The organism is Streptomyces sp. NPDC002785, from assembly GCF_040295565.1.
Lineage (GTDB): Bacteria > Actinomycetota > Actinomycetes > Streptomycetales > Streptomycetaceae > Streptomyces.
Genome location: NZ_JBEOVN010000060.1, coordinates 20,813 through 35,601 on the forward strand (window position 1 = coordinate 20,813; position 14,789 = coordinate 35,601).

Genomic DNA, 14,789 nt, shown 5'->3' on the forward strand with positions numbered 1-14,789 from the left:
CGCCCTGCTCGTCCTGACGAAGATCGAAGGCAACCGCTGACAGGCGATCTACTGTGCAGACTGCCGTCCACGGCCGACCCGAGCACCCCGAAGCACCGTCACGCCAGGACTCCGGCCGGCAACTTCAAGATGGTGGACTCTCCCTGTACGGGTGGGGTCGGGCAGGACGGGCTGGGGCGTTCCGGGGGCGGCCTGGATCGCAGCGGCGAGGCTTCGCAGCCCGGACTGTTTGCCGGGGGCTTCTTCGTCGTCGGGCGGCGGACCGGCGGGGAGGGTGGACAGGAGCATCCATCCCAGGAGCGCCTCGGCGGCGCGAATGTGCCCACGGACGGTGGCTGGGTAGAGGCCTAGGCGTTGGGCGGCGGCGTCGACCCGGAAGTCCTCGTCGGCCCAGCTGCGGAGGGTCTGCGCGAGGGCGTCGCCGCTGGTGGTGCGCCGGTCGGTGCATTCCTGGCCGAGTGGGGCGAGCGCGGCAGTGGCCCAGTCGGTGACCGGTGGCTGCGCCAGCAGGTGGGCGAGGGTGGGCGTGGAGCGGGGGGCCGGGTCGGCGGCCGGGCCGTGCAGGGTGTGGATCTGCAGGGCGAGGGAGAGGGTGATGCGATCGGTGGCGCGGTCGGAGGCGAGGCCTGTGGCCTGGAGCATGGCGCGTATGCGTCGGCTGAGGGTGTTGCGGTGGATGCCAAGCATCCGAGAGGCGGCCGAGACGTCGAATTCGAGGCCGAGGGTGACGGTGGCCAGTTGCCGGTCGGCGCCGCGCTGGTTGAGGACCGGCTGGAGCAAGGCGGTGGCCCACTGCTGTGCGGCGGCCGGGTCGAGGGCGTCCAGCAGGCCGGGGGTGCGGGGGGCGACCGCGGCGCGGGTGGGACTGATCCGGGCGGTGGCGATGGCGTCGTAGGCCAGGCCGAAGCCGGTGGCGGTGTCCTCGACGGGCAGGGTGGGGCTGATGCCCAGACTCAGTCGGTGGCTGCGGTCGGCGACGAGCGGGCGCAGGGCGGTGACGGCCGGTGCTTCTGGGAGGTCAGGGTCGGGGTGGGGGGCGACGACGACGATGTGCCCGTCGAAGGCGGGGCACCGTACGGCGAGGCCGGTGTCGGACAGGAGCGCCTCGACTCGGGCGAATGTCTCGTCGCGGGAGGTGCCGGCACAGTCCATGATGGCGATCTGGACGTCGTCCGTGTCGAGCAGGTGGGGCGAGAGGGGCCCCAGGATGCGCTGGGCGGGTTCGATGTGACCGACCATCAGGGCCTGGAATGCGGCCAGGCGTACGGCGTGCAGGGTCTCGGCGAGCGCCGTGTCACCCGCGGGTATGGACGCGTGCCGGCGGATCGCGAGGACAGTGGCGGATCGGGCCAGCAGATCCCGGTCAGGTGTGCTGAAGGCGTGGTGGCGGCGGGCGGTGATGAAGCAGCCGCTGTCCCCCAGAGGATAGGTGGAGGTAAAGGCGCTGTCCGCCGTGGGCAGTCGGCGTCTGATGGAGGGGACGGGGATGCGGGTGTCGCCCTGAAGGCTCACCTCCGCGTCCAGCTCGCGGGCCAGCCAGTCCAGGAGATCGTCGGCTGGGGGGCTGTCGTTGTCGAGGTGGTCCAGGAGATGGGTGAGGCGGGCAGCATGCCGGTCGGCTACCTGTCGGCGGTGTTCGGTGATCTGGGGGATCAAGGTGTGGCGCCAGGTTGCCACGGGTGCGCCAGAGGCGAGCAATGGGAGCGCCGCGTGGCAAGCGGCCTCGATCAGCTGCCTTTGCGGATGGGGCGGGGTGTCCGCCGCGAGGATCAGGCCGGTGGCGCCTTGGTCGGCGAGGCGCTGCAGCCAGGTGCGTGCATGCCCGATATCGATCGTGTCGGGTGAACAGATGAAGAGTGTGCCGGAAGGCCGGTTGGGGCAGTCGGAGGGCGTGACCAGTTCGGCCCGGTCCACGACCCGGTCGTCGGGGGCAGCGGTGTGCAGGGGGTGCAGGACGTACTCGGGCTGGCGGGCCAGGGCCGCGAGTGTGAGCATCACGTCTCCTCCGACGGGGGTGGGATGCGAGGTTATCCGGGGTGCTGGGGCGGCGGGACGGCAGGTGATGTCGATGTGGGCGGGCACGACGAACCGCGCGTCGGGGCCCAGGGCTGCCTGACAGGTAGGGGGGATCTCCTACAGGCGATCCAGGACGGTCTCCACGGCGGTCTCGGCGATGTTCCCGGGCCGAGGCTGGGGTCGGCACCGTCGGGCCGGCCGCGTTGCTGGGTAAGGCCTCAGAGCGATGCGATGAGTGTCGGCTCCGACTCCCGGATAAGTGCCCCGATTTCCCAACCGCCGACCGCGATCAGCTGCCCTCACACGGCGTTCTGACGGGCCGCTGTGGCCCTCGCCTCGGACCTGGTTGTCAAGGGTCTCGGGCGGCGAGGTGTGCATACGTGCTGTACATCATGAGGCAATTGGTGCATGTGTGGCGTAGTAAGCGCCGTCGAAGATCCCTACGCTGATCGACATCCGGTGGACGGCAACGGGCTGCCACCGCAGAGTAGTTGAAGTGGGGACACCTATGCTTCCGGGTTTCGTGGGCGTTCATCTGGACCAGGCCTCGGCGTCGGACATCCAGGTCAACGAGCACATCACCGCGCGTCGCCTGAAGGAGGGCACGTCGAACGACCCCAGTGTGATCATGCTGCTGGAGTTCGCGCCGGGCGCGCAGTTCGGCGAGGACCGGCACACGGTCCGCGAGTTCGTGCACGTGGTCAAGGGCGAGTTCGGCGACGGCACGGACATTTGGCAGACTGGCACGGTGCTCTGCGCCGAACCTGGCTCCGTGCACTACCCGCAGTCTGCGATCGGCTGCACGCTCCTGGTTGTCTACCCCGATGGCGAGGACACTTGTGACAAGTAGCTCAGAGTAACGATCAGAGCGTTCCGTAGTCGTCTCTAGGCCCCGCGGCAGTGCGGTCGGATCATCGGCAAGGTGTGCGTCTCAGCTTGGGCGAGATCGTGAAGGGAGCTCCCGGCGACTAGAGCACCCGTCGCCATGGATCCAGACCGACCTGCACCCACAGTGACCCAGGGGCGCCAATGCGCTGGAAGCAGTAGCTTCACGACGGCACAGACGCACAACGAACGCGGGCCCAGGCGAAGGCTTCATGCCGGAACTGCGGGATGATGTTCGCGGGGATGCCGACGGGTGCCGGGCCGAGGACGGCCAGGAGGTCGCTCGCGTCTTGGGAGTGGTAGCCCGCCGATCGGATCGAGGCGTCGTCCGGGAAGACGTCGGCGACGCGGTCGCCGGGGCGGATCAGGTGGTCCTCCGTCCCGCCGTACGAGAACACCCACCGGAAGTTCCTGGGGGGTGCCGGCTCGACCAGGCGCCGGAACCGGCTGACCTCCTTGGTGTAGGCGTAGAAGTTCACGGCCGGGCGGAAGGCGGCCAGGCGCAGCCACGCGGAGAGGTAGCGGTCGCTGAAGAAGTCGCCGGCATCATGGATGCGGATCCAGCCGCCCCGGTGGCGGGTGTGGGCGAGTTCGGCGGCCATCTGCCGTTGCCAGCCGGGCAGGTCGTCCAGGACGTAGGCCAGGTTCTGCTGGTGGCGGCCGATGACCCCGGGGAAGTTGTACGTACCGTTCCGCGCGTAGCAGGCCTGGGCGCAGACCCCGGCGGCCGGGCACGTCTTGACGACTCGTCCGTCCCAGAGCCGGGTGGCTTCTCTGTCAAGTCCTACGTGTTGATCGCTCGTACGAAGCGCGGCGGGCAACAGCTCCAAAGGTCTGCCGACCATACGTTCGAATAATGGTTTGCTGAGAGCTAACAAGCTGGCACGTTCTGTGCTCAACCCATGGATGTAGTGAGCGTTGCCCCGTTACAGTGCCCGAGTGATCAGAGAGCAGTGGAGTGGGGGGCGACCCCGGCGCGCACCGAGGGTTGCTGGTTCGCTGACCTGCAACGACAAACTCAACTGCCGCTCGGCGATATGCCGTTTACCCCCTTGTAGGGAACTGGCTGGCCGGTGAGTGCGTCGAGCAGGACGCGGTCATCCACAGAGTGTTTTAGTTTCACCGTCACCTGCTGCAACTTCGCCTGCTTGGTGGTGCAGTTGCCACTGTCTTTGCGGTCTTTGACGGAGACCGACAGTACGACGCTGCCGCTTGTTTCCAGCACGTCCACCGCGGCGCCGTCGTCGCAGACGCCATGGAGGGCAACGACGGTCACCGAGCGGCCGTCTGCGGCGATCTGGATGACCCTGTCGAGCGGAAGGCCAGGGATGTCGCGGGCTGGCCCGATCGGGGGCCGAGGGGATGTAGACGGAATGGCAGCGGCCTGCTTGAGAGGGGTGGCATAGCCGTCCAGGGTGAAGAACCAGGACGGAACCGTCGCCGGTCCGCGGCTGGTCGCCACACGCATGTTACCCAGCGTTGCTTTGGTCACCGTAAGGTGCGGTTTTCCGTTCACACGGGTGCCAGCCAGGGTCTTGTACGACTCGTCCGCCCCCATCAGCGGCCGGGTGAGTGACTCATCCGCAGCCCACATCACCTGGCCGTTCTTCGGCCAGGTGACGGGCAACTCACCGCGCAGGACGAAGCTCTGGTCCTCGTAGGCCTGCCTATCCGCCGGGTTGCGCAGGCTGCCCTGCGGCAGCTGGACTGCCTCTCCCACGGGGTGGTATCCAGCACGCCACGCGGCCAGTCCCTCCTCGGCGTGGTCCAGCCATGGGCCGCGGTGGGTGAGCCTGGGGTGCATCCGGTCCCAGGCCATCGCCTCGGCCTTGCCGTAGCGGGTGGTGTCCGTGCTGGTGGTGACGTCGGGCTCGTGCCAGCTGTCGGGCTTGGCGAAGGTGAGGACACCGCCGTGCCGGCGGGGTCGCCCGCCCTTCGGGCCGGAAAGGGGCGGGCCCGGGTCGCGGAGCATGACCCGGTCCGAGCGCAGGCGCCCGACCAGCACGACCGGCAGGCTAGCCAGGGCGTGGGAGAGGTAGGTGACGTCGTAGCCGGCATCCATCACGATGAGGATCTCCAGGTCGCCCGGCCGCCAGTGCCCGGCCTGCGTCAACCGCGCGACAACGTCGCGCAGTTGGGCGGCGGTGACGAGCGTCGCGTCGTCGGCGGGTCCCAGGCGCACGGCGTCCAGCAGCGCGACCCAGGAGGTGCGGCCGGATTCCAGGGCGGCAACGAAGGAGTACGGCCAGCCCGGCACGAACTGGTCCGTTTTGCGGTCGCCACGTCCGTAGACGTGGCAGAACAGCCGGTCGTCGCTGGTCGGGGCATCGGGGCGGAGCCAGTTGCTCACGTCCACGGCCAGCACGATCCGCCCGTCGCCGGCCTTCGGCAGCGGCAGGCCGGCCAGCGTGCGGCGCAACCGCGTCGGCTCCAGCCAACCGCGGTCCAAAGCCGCATACAGCGCGCCATGCCCGCGCCGGTGCTCGACCGCCAGCGACAGCTCAACCAGGGTCTTCACCGGCCCGTCCGCGCACAACACCGCGTCCGTGAGCTCGAAGAGCGCGTCCTGGCGGGCGTAGAGGCATTCGTAGAACTCGACCCGAAAGCGGGACAACACATCCAACGCCTCGCCTGCGGGCGCATCGACAGACAGACTCATACGCAGCGGCCGTTCTCTTGTACTTCGTGACTCGACATCTCGAAGCGTGGAGAACGGCCGCCTCCGCTGTCCCGGGAAGAACCGCAGATCAGCAGGTCGGGTGACCCGCGACGTTAAACGTCAAGCTGAGAAGCCGTATCTCAACCGAACGTGATCGTTTGATTCTTGCTGGTCAGGCATGGTTTCGCTCGGGGTGAGGGAGAGTCTCGGCGTTCTGGTTCCGTTTGGTCGGTGAGGGGTGCGCGGTGGCGTCGATGCTGGGATTGCTGGAGGAGCGAGAGGCGGCTGCCCGGGTGCGGGTGGAGGGTTTGCGAGAGGAAGCCGCGCGGGTTGCCGAGATGGTGGAGACAGCTGAGATCGAGCTGGACCGGCGGGTGCCGCCGCGCCGTCACCGAAGACTGACGCGACACCGATCTCCCGGGAGAGCATGGAATCTCGTGATGTCGGTCGGGCTCGACGTGGACGACGGTGGCATCGGGCGAGGTCGGGGTGGTTGGCCCGCGGGTTCTGTCAGCCGAGAAGATTCTTGTAGATGTGGCCGTCCTTGATGATGACGGCGAGGTTCTTGTCCGGGTCGCCCAGTACGGTGAGGTCTTGCGTGGGATCGTTCTCGACCAGGAGAACATCGGCCCAGGCCCCGACCTCGATCACACCGAGCCGGCCCGCCTTGTAGGGGTCACGCTCACCGGAGAGCCGGAAGAGGGCGGCGTTGCCGGACGTGGCAATCCGCAGCGCCTCGATGGGGCTGAATCCGAAGTCGGTGGACAGCCGGGTGAGCATCTCGTTCTGCAGGCCGGCCTTCTCGGGTTCGAGCAGCAGGTCGGTGCCGAAGGCGATGTTCGCTCCCACTTCCCGTGCCCACGTGAAGGTGTTCGCAACGCCGTCGCAGACCTGCTTGTTCTTCTCGGCGTTCTCCGCGTTGGCGTACTCGTGGTCGCTTTCGAGGAAGGGCTGGGTGCTCAGCCAGACACCCTTGCTCGCCATCAGCTTGACGGTCTCACGGCCGGCGGCGAGGTGGCCGTGTTCGATCGACTTGATTCCGGCGTCGATCGCACGGCGGATGCCCTCGTCGTTGTAGACGTGCGCGGACACGTAGGTACCCAGTCCGCAGCAGCTTCGACCGCCGCGCGGAGCTCGTCCGGCGTGTACTGGAGGACGTCCAGGGGGTCGAAGGCGGACGACACCCCGCCGCCCGCCATGATCTTGATCTGTACGGCTCCCTTCTTCAGTTGCTCGCGGACGGCCGCGAGTACTTGGTCGCGGCCGTCGGCGACACGCATGAAGCCGATCTGCTCGGCCCGGGGGTGCAGCCCGCAGGAGAAGGTGGTCGCGTCCTCGTGGACGGCGGAGAAATCGCCGTGCCCGGAGGTCTGGGAGACCGCCGCCTGGCTCGGGTAGATGCGCGGCCCGGGGAACGTGCCGGAGTCGAGGACCTGCCGCAGCGAGGCGACGTCGCCGGCCATGTCCCGGACCGTGGTGAAGCCGCGCATGAGCATCCGCCCGGCCTCGGCAAGCGCGTTGTAGTAGTTCATCCCGGTGGCCCCGGTGATCAGCTCTGCCTGGGTCGTCCCGGCCGCGAAGAGGTGTACGTGCGCGTCGCTCAGGCCGGGCATGAGCACCCGCCCGCCGCCTTCGATGACGACCGTCTCCGGCTGGGGCTCGGTCTTCCCACCGATCGCGGCGATCTTGCGGTCCTGGATGAGTACCGACGTCGGCTCGGTCAGCTCGGAGTCGACGTCGTCGCCGGCGTTGAATACGCGCACGTTGTTGATGAGAATCGGCGCGGAGGTCCGGTGCTGGGTCACGATCTTCCTCTCGTGGCAGGATGGGGCAGCTGCAAGCAGACGCCGGCCGGATCGGATCCAGGGCGCGGCAGCGCCACCCGGTCACCTGCTGACACGACCGCGAGCACAACGGGCGCAGAGTGGCACGGCCCCACGGAGAAGCCGGGGACGTTAGCTCGAACGTGGTGTGTCACACAACGTGGTGTGTCACCGTCTCGACCAGAACGGCTCCCCGTGCCCGACGTGCACGAGACCCCTCTGCCGCCCCTCGCACTGTCGGCATGAGGACGGTGAACTGACGCCCGCCGAACGAGCCGCGCTCGGCCAAGGGGTGGCCGTACTGCGCGGCCAGGGCTACACCCTGTGCGTCAGCACCACCCCAGCCGTCCACCGTCAGCTCCTCACCCGCTGTCGGCCCCTCGACGGCGGCCAGGGCGTCCCGGCGGTCCCGGCACAGCACAAAGCGCGCCGCGAGTACGAGAACCACGTCAGTGCCCTCACGCCGACCGAACGCGAGAGCACATCCCGCAGCAGCATCGCCACCTCGACCGACGACTCCGCCACCGGCGTCAGACGGAACGCGACGATCGAGTGGGTGTAGGCGTCCAGCGCGATCGTCAGATGCACGCTGACCGGAGTCCCGAAGACATCGTCGAGAACCTTCACCGGCAACGGCGTCGAGTCCAGCACCACCACCTGCCCCGGCCGCGACATCACCACCGGCACCCCGCCGGGGCCGGAACCGCGGCGGCCGAGCGCACATACCGCTGCCGGACCCCGTCCGGCCCGAACCACTCCCGCCACACCCGCGCCAGCGTCGTCCGGTGCGGCACCCACACTTCCCGCCCGGGAAACACCTCCCGCACGTACTGGTGGACCAGCCGCTCACGCGACGCCATGCTGATCCGCGACCGGCGCAGGCACTGCTCCCGCACCGCCCGAATCGCCTCCTCCAACTCGGCCGTCACCGAGGGATGGCCGCCAGCCCGCCGGGTCCACCGTCCGTCGGCCAGCCCGGCCGGACCGGACTCCCGATAGCGGGCGGCCATCCGCTTCAGCGTGCGCTCGCTGACCGACTCCAGGCCGAGCCCCGTGGCTTCGGCCTCCGACATCGCACCGAGCTCCAGGGCCTTGGTACGACGACGCTCGCCCAAACTGGTCGTCACCAGATCAAAAGCAGGCCGGGGCTCATGCGGACGGGCCCAGTAGCGGCTGCCGCTGCGGAACCCGGTCTCGATCTCCATCAGGTGCTCCAGCCGGATCCGGGCCCGGGCCAGATCACGTGCGGACAGCCCCTCGGCGAGCTCGGCGGGCAGCAGGCCGGTGTCGAGGACTGCGGTGAGGCGGTCCGCGGTGCGCTGGCGGTGTTCGTGCTGGCGGCGGGCGATCGCGGTGAGAAGTTCGGCCAGGGCGTCGGCGGGGGTGCCCGGGACCGGTTCGGTGCTGGTGTCGGTGGGCAGGGCGAGGGGCTCCCACACGGAGTCGTCGGTGTAGGCGTGGGCGGCGTCGGTGAGCCAGCCCAGGTCGGTGAGGTGGTCGCGGGCCAGGCGCAGGCCCTGGCGCAGGCATGCGACGAGGAGCAGCCGGCTCGGGCCGGGTGAGGCAGCGTTCGCCCACTGGCCGCCGAGGGCGGCGAGGGCGCGGGTGGCGGCCTGCTGCCAGTCGGCGGGGGTCCAGCGGTCGTCCGGAGAAGCTGCCGGAAACCGCCGTGGAGCTGTACGCCAGCGACGCCGCGGCCGACGACCTGGCGGCCGCGGCCCAGCTACCGAAGTCGTCGATCGACGCCGAGTTCTACGAGCCGGAGGCCGACCGGTGACCGCAGCTGGCCTCCGTTTGACAGAGCTCACGGCGACACGTAGATACTTTAAGTAGCCAATTCGTCACACTTTGTGATCGGTGGTTATGCGAATCTGCCGCCGCCCTCCACCCCATGCGAGGAGCCCCACCGTGACCACGACCCCCACCCGTCCCACCACCGTCCCGTTCATCGAGCAGCTGCCCCAGCCGGAACTGCGCGGGTCCACCGACATCCAGGGCAACGTCCTGGCCGCGTTCAACAAGGACTTCATGGACTTCCGCTACCTGCGCTTCCCGGACGCCGCCAAGGGCCGCGGCTGGCTCTCCGCGATCCTCAACACCGTCGCGACAACCAACGAGACGGAGGACTTCAACGAGCAGTTCTCGCTGGCCCGCCGGGCCTTCGGCCGCGATCCGTCGATCACCACCGTCCGCTGCGGGGTCTCCCTCACCTTCGAGGGCCTCGTGACGATCTCCAACAAGCCCGATCAGATCAAGAAGGACCTCAGCACCTTCACGTCGTTCTGCGCGGGCGCGGCCGCACGGGCCAAGGACCTCGGGGACACCGGCGAGAGCGACCCCAAGACCTGGTTGTTCGGGGCCAGGACCGGCGACAAGGTTGTGCACGCGGTCCTCATCGTCGCCGCGGACACCGAGGCGCTGCTGAAGGAGAAACTGAAGAACCTCGACACGGTCGAGCAGACCCACCAGATCACGCGCGTCCATGTGGATGAGGGCCGCACCCTGAAGGGCGATCTGAAGGGTCACGAGCACTTCGGCTACAAGGACGGCATCTCCCAGCCCGGCGTCAAGGACTTCCACCACGAGGACGCCAGCCGCAAGGGCTTCCGCGACAACCACGCCGGGACCGAGCTGATCCAACCCGGCGAGTTCGTCTTCGGCTACAAGAGCGAACAGGGCGACCGGAAGGCGCCGGCGTGGATGAAGAACGGTTCCCTCCAGGTGGTGCGCCGCCTTCACCAGGATGTCGCCGGCTGGAACAAGGCCGTGGTGGACGGCGTCAAGAACTTCACCGGAAACATGGACAGCAACCGGCTCGGTGCCTGTCTGGTCGGCCGGGCCAAGGACGGCACACCGCTCACCCCACCGTGCAGCGCCGTGACCGGCCTCGGCTCGGACCGGAACGGCTTCGACTACGCGAACGACCCCATCGGCCGGCACACCCCCTGGGCCGCGCACATCCGCCGCACCCATCCGCGTGCCTTCGCCGGAATCGTCGACAAGAAGCCGAAGAGCCACCGCCTGATGCGCCGCGGCATTCCCTACGGCCCCGAGTTCAAAGGCAGCTCGGACGACGGCAAGGACCGCGGGCTGATGTTCGTCTGCTACGGCACCTCGCTGGAAGAACAGTTCGAACTGGTCCAGCAGCACTGGTCCAACGACGACGCGTTCACCCCCGGGGAGAGCCAGTCCGACCAGGAGGTCGCCAACGGCTTCGACAAGGTCACCGGCCTCGCCGGCAAGGCCTCGATCGAGCTCACGGACGGCACCTTCGGCACGGTCGACATGAAGCGCTTCGTCCGCACCACGGGCGCGCTCTACGCCTTCACCCCCTCGATCAGCACGCTGCGGCTGCTCGCCGAGGGCGAGGACCTCCCCAACAAGCCGGTCGGCTCCTGAGCGGCGAGGAGAAGCCATGAACGAGAGCCCCACCGTCGAGGGCACGGCCAACGACCGCGCCGGCCAGCAGACCTGCTGGCAGCTGGCCCGTGAGCTGCTGCTCGTCGGTCCGGACGACAAGGACCTGAAGCTGCGCTACCTCGACGTCCTGATCAAGGAGGGCATCCCGGAGACCGACGAGCCCAAGGACGTGCTGATCGTCGGCGCGGGGATCGCCGGTCTTGTTGCCGGGAAGCTGCTCAAGGACGCCGGGCACAACGTCACCATCCTGGAGGCCAACGCCAACCGGATCGGCGGGCGGATCAAGACCTTCCGCTCCACCGACAACGAGCAGGACGGCCCGTTCTACGACCCGGTGCAGTACGGGGAGGCCGGGGCGATGCGGCTGCCCAGCTTCCACCCACTCACCCTGGCCTTGGTAGACAGCCTCGGCCTGAAACGGCAGCTGTTCTACAACGTCGACGTCGATCCCGACACCGGCAACCAGAACACGCCCGTCCCGCCGGTGGTCTACGAGTCCTTCGAGGACGGCAAGGTCTGGAAGTACGGTGAGGACAGCCCGGACTTCCGCGAGCCGGTCAAGCGCTTCAACAGCTGGATCCGCACCAACCGGATCCAGGCCCGCCGCAGCGAGTACGCCGCCGACCCGAGCAGCGTCAACGAGGGCTTCCACCTCACCGGCGACGAGGTGCGAATCACCGCCGGCGAGATGGTCAACCAGGCGCTGGAGCCGATCCGCGACTACTACTCGTACATCGAGAACGGCAAGCGGGTGCGCAAGCCGTTCGCCGAGTGGCTGGAGGGCTGGGCTCGGGTGATCCGCGACTTCGACGGCTATTCGATGGGCCGTTTCCTGCGCGAGTACGCGGGCTTCAGCGACGAGGCCATCGAGGCGGTCGGCACGATCGAGAACATGACTTCGCGGCTGCACCTGTCTTTCTTCCACACCTTCCTGGGGCGCAGCGACATCAACCCGGACGCCACCTACTGGGAGATCGACGGCGGCAGCTGGCAGCTGCCCTACGCCCTGGCCGAGGAGCTCCAGGACGAACTCGAAATGGGCGAGCGGATGATCCGGATGGAGTACTGGGACCCGCGCCGCGACGGCGGGGCCGGCCAGGGCGTCGGACCGAACGGGCCGCAGGTCGCCGTCCACACCGTGCCCGAGGGCAACCCGGAGGCTGAACCCACGATCTGGAAGGGCGACTTCGCGATCGTCACCGTCCCGTTCTCCGCGCTGCGGTTCGTCCAGGTCTCGCCCCCGTACTCGTACAAGAAGCGCCGGGCGATCATCGAGACGCACTACGACCAGGCCACCAAGGTACTGCTGGAGTTCTCCCGCCGGTGGTGGGAGTTCACCGAGGCGGACTGGAAGGACGAGCTCGACTCCATCGAGCCCGGCCTGTATGAGTACTACCAGCGGGCCGCCGAGGAGGACGCCGAGGCGGCCGCGCTGGCCGCGCACAACGGGCACCGGCCGCCGCCCAAACCACCGAGAGTGCTGCTCGGCGCCCACCGGAGCGTGGACTCGAGCCGGATCAGCCAGGAACAGTTGGAGGTCTTCCGGCACACCCCGCTGCGCGGGACGGGTGTGCGTCCCTCCACCAACTGCTTCGGCGGCGGTTCGACCACCGACAACCCGAACCGCTTCATGTACTACCCCTCGCACCCGGTGCCCGACAGCGACGACGGCGGCGTGGTATTGGCCAGCTACAGCTGGTCGGACGACGCGGCGCGCTGGGACTCGATGGCCGACGCCGAGCGGTACGTGTACGCGCTGCGCAACCTCCAGTCGGTGCACGGCCGGCGGATCGAGGTGTTCTACACCGGCTACGGCCAGACCCAGAGCTGGCTGCGCGACCCGTACGCCTTCGGCGAGGCAGCGGTGTACACCCCGCACCAGATGACCAGCTTCCACCTCGACGTGGTCAAGCCGGAGGGCCCGGTGCACTTCGCCGGCGAGCACGTCTCGCTCAAGCACGCCTGGATCGAGGGCGCGGTGGAGACCGCCGTCCGCGCGGCGATCGCCGTGCACGAGGCACCCGCGCCACCGTCCCGCGCCAAACCGGAGATCCGGCCCGAGGTGCGGACCGGTCACGCACGCAAAGCGGAGGTATTGAGCAAATGAGCGGCAACAGCGAATGGACGGTGGGCCGTTACCTGGCCACCAGGCTGGAGCAATTGGGCATCCGGCACCTGTTCGGGGTGCCGGGCGACCACCTCGGCCCGTTCCTGACGATCATGCATGCCACCACCGGGGTGCGCTGGGTCGGCACCCCGACCGAGGCCGGTGGCGGCTACGCCGCCGACGCCTACGCCCGGGTGCGGGCCGCCGACGCCGACCTCGCCAAGGGCGAGCAGGGCGTCGCCGCCGTCGCGGTCACCTACGGCGTGGGCGCGTTCAGCCTGCTCAACCCGATCGGCGGCGCGTACGTCGAGTACGTGCCGGTGATCGCGATCAACGCGGCACCGCCGTACGAGCAGTGGCTCAACTACCAGGCGGTCGGTCTGCTCACCTCGCACATGAGCCAGCGCCGGGAGAGCAATCTGGACGTCTACCGGCAGGTCACGGTGGACGCGCAGGTGATCTCCAACCCCGGGCTCGCGCCCTCGCAGATCGACAGCGCGATCATCGCCGGCCTGACCGAGCGCAGGCCGGTCTACCTGGAGGTGATGGACGACCTCTGGAATGCCCCGTGCGCCGCACCGCAGGGCGAACTCCGCAGCCAGGAAAGGCCGTTCACCAAGAAGAACGAGGAAATGCTCGCCAAGGCGGTGGAGGCCTCGGTAAAGCTCGTCGAACGGCTCGGCACGCCGGTGCTGTGGGCGGGCGAGGAGATCGAGCGGAACCGGCTGGAGCGGGAGCTGGTCTCGATGGTGGAGCTGACCGGCATCCCGTTCTGCACCACCGTCGGTGCGAAGTCCGTGGTCTCCGAGAACACCCCGGGCTTCACGGGCGTCTACAACGGCAAGGCGAGCCTGCCGGAGGTGCGCGAGGCATTCAAGGCCGCCGGGTGCCGGATCGGCCTGGGCACCTGGTCGACGTCGAAGAACCTCGGGGGCGAGAAGTCGATCGGCGACGACTGGATCGTGGCCGCCCGCGAGGGCGTCAGCGTCGGCGCGCAGTACTTCCCGGACGTCCAACTGGCACGGTTCGTCACTGCGCTGCGGGATGCGCTGGTTGCCGCTTTCGGCAAGCGGGCGTTCGAGGCCGACCTCTTCGCGCTGGCACACGCCAAGGACCGGCAGGTCCCGGCGACCACGACCGCCTTCCTGGCTGGCCTGAGCAGCACGGACCACCCCGAGGAGCTCACGTACGACGGGTTCTTCCAGCGCATGAACGCCTTCCTGCTGAGCCAGGCGCATGGCGACGGCCCGGAGGCCACCTCGCCATTCACGGTGGTCTCGGACGCAGCGTTCGCACTGCTGGGCTCGATGAATCTACAGATGGTGGAGCGGGCGAGTTTCGTGGCGCAGAACAGCTGGCTGTCCATCGGCTACTCGGTCGGCGCGGCCACCGGGGTGGCGCTGGCCCGCCAGCAGCCGCTCAAGCGGCCGCTGGTGTTCGTCGGGGACGGCTCGTTCCAGGAGATCTGCCAGGAGCTGTCCACACACGTGCGCCACCAACTGCGGCCGGTGGTCTTCGTCCTGGACAACGAGGGCTTCTACGGAATCGAGCAGATGCTGGTCAACCCCTGCTACTACAAGGAGAAGCCGTCCGACGGGGCCGACTTCTACAACGTGCTGCACCCCTGGCAGTACGAGAAGCTGGCGGAGGTCTTCGGCTCGGAGAAGCACCAGATGCACGGGCGGGAGCTCACCACCCACACCGAGCTGGAGTCACTGTTGCTGGACATCGCCGATCCGGGCAATGACATCAACAGCGGCCCGATCCTGGCCCGGGTCCGGCTCAGCCGGCACGACTACCCGCGGGCACTCCAGTACAACATCGACGAGAAGTGCATGTAGCCGCCGTACGGCGCACCGGCCCCGGTCCTCGGGCCGGG

At 68.6% G+C, this 14,789-nt stretch carries 10 protein-coding genes and 1 pseudogene; 4 read left to right on the forward strand and 7 right to left on the reverse strand.

The annotated features are described in order from the left end of the window. Positions 1 to 48: 48 nt before the first annotated feature. Positions 49 to 1,995, reverse strand: coding sequence for a helix-turn-helix domain-containing protein (locus ABTZ94_RS16810; protein ID WP_351201773.1), 1,947 nt, complete (start codon positions 1,993 to 1,995; stop codon positions 49 to 51). A gap of 544 nt (positions 1,996 to 2,539) precedes the next feature. On the opposite strand from ABTZ94_RS16810, the gene ABTZ94_RS16815 reads away from it, so the two are divergent. Beyond that, positions 2,540 to 2,866 (forward strand): cupin domain-containing protein, encoded by a 327-nt coding sequence (locus ABTZ94_RS16815; RefSeq protein ID WP_351201775.1) that lies wholly within the window; start codon positions 2,540 to 2,542, stop codon positions 2,864 to 2,866. A 199-nt stretch (positions 2,867 to 3,065) separates the two neighbouring features. On the opposite strand, the gene ABTZ94_RS16820 is transcribed toward ABTZ94_RS16815, so the two are convergent. The 6 genes and pseudogenes from ABTZ94_RS16820 to ABTZ94_RS16845 form a co-directional block, all read right to left on the reverse strand. Next, a complete protein-coding gene (locus ABTZ94_RS16820) occupies positions 3,066 to 3,746 on the reverse strand; it encodes a GP88 family protein (protein ID WP_351201777.1) in 681 nt (226 codons plus the stop codon). 908 nt (positions 3,747 to 4,654) lie between these two features. Then, a pseudogene (locus ABTZ94_RS16825) lies at positions 4,655 to 5,560 on the reverse strand (transposase); the annotation flags it as partial. Between the two features lie 510 nt (positions 5,561 to 6,070). Further along, a complete protein-coding gene (locus ABTZ94_RS16830) occupies positions 6,071 to 6,652 on the reverse strand; it encodes an amidohydrolase family protein (protein WP_351201779.1) in 582 nt (193 codons plus the stop codon). Continuing rightward, positions 6,544 to 7,365: an amidohydrolase family protein gene (locus tag ABTZ94_RS16835; RefSeq protein ID WP_351201781.1), complete on the reverse strand. Its 822-nt coding sequence runs from the start codon at positions 7,363 to 7,365 to the stop codon at positions 6,544 to 6,546. The genes ABTZ94_RS16830 and ABTZ94_RS16835 overlap by 109 nt, the downstream gene beginning before the upstream one ends. Before the next feature lie 372 nt (positions 7,366 to 7,737). Then, positions 7,738 to 8,058, reverse strand: a complete 321-nt coding sequence (locus ABTZ94_RS16840; RefSeq protein WP_351201783.1) for a hypothetical protein — start codon at positions 8,056 to 8,058, stop codon at positions 7,738 to 7,740. Next, positions 8,058 to 8,822: a hypothetical protein gene (locus ABTZ94_RS16845; protein ID WP_351201785.1), complete on the reverse strand. Its 765-nt coding sequence runs from the start codon at positions 8,820 to 8,822 to the stop codon at positions 8,058 to 8,060. The genes ABTZ94_RS16840 and ABTZ94_RS16845 overlap by 1 nt, the downstream gene beginning before the upstream one ends. A 469-nt stretch (positions 8,823 to 9,291) precedes the next feature. On the opposite strand from ABTZ94_RS16845, the gene ABTZ94_RS16850 reads away from it, so the two are divergent. The 3 genes from ABTZ94_RS16850 to ABTZ94_RS16860 are packed head-to-tail and all read left to right on the forward strand — an operon-like array spanning position 9,292 to position 14,751. Continuing rightward, entirely contained in the window at positions 9,292 to 10,782 is a 1,491-nt protein-coding gene (locus ABTZ94_RS16850) for a Dyp-type peroxidase (RefSeq protein ID WP_351201786.1), read from the forward strand. 16 nt (positions 10,783 to 10,798) lie between these two features. Beyond that, a complete protein-coding gene (locus ABTZ94_RS16855) occupies positions 10,799 to 12,910 on the forward strand; it encodes a flavin monoamine oxidase family protein (protein WP_351201788.1) in 2,112 nt (703 codons plus the stop codon). Beyond that, the gene (locus ABTZ94_RS16860) at positions 12,907 to 14,751 is read left to right on the forward strand and encodes an alpha-keto acid decarboxylase family protein (RefSeq protein WP_351201790.1); all 1,845 of its coding nucleotides are present in this window, start codon (positions 12,907 to 12,909) and stop codon (positions 14,749 to 14,751) included. The genes ABTZ94_RS16855 and ABTZ94_RS16860 overlap by 4 nt, the downstream gene beginning before the upstream one ends. Positions 14,752 to 14,789: the final 38 nt, after the last annotated feature.

Excerpts from the sequence above, each read along its gene's own strand:
- ABTZ94_RS16810 (WP_351201773.1), bottom strand. The coding sequence starts at position 1,995 with ATGCTCACACTCGCGGCCCTGGCCCGCCAGCCCGAGTACGTCCTGCAC.
- ABTZ94_RS16820 (WP_351201777.1), bottom strand. The coding sequence starts at position 3,746 with ATGGTCGGCAGACCTTTGGAGCTGTTGCCCGCCGCGCTTCGTACGAGC.
- ABTZ94_RS16840 (WP_351201783.1), bottom strand. The coding sequence starts at position 8,058 with ATGTCGCGGCCGGGGCAGGTGGTGGTGCTGGACTCGACGCCGTTGCCG.
- ABTZ94_RS16855 (WP_351201788.1), top strand. The coding sequence starts at position 10,799 with ATGAACGAGAGCCCCACCGTCGAGGGCACGGCCAACGACCGCGCCGGC.
- ABTZ94_RS16860 (WP_351201790.1), top strand. The coding sequence starts at position 12,907 with ATGAGCGGCAACAGCGAATGGACGGTGGGCCGTTACCTGGCCACCAGG.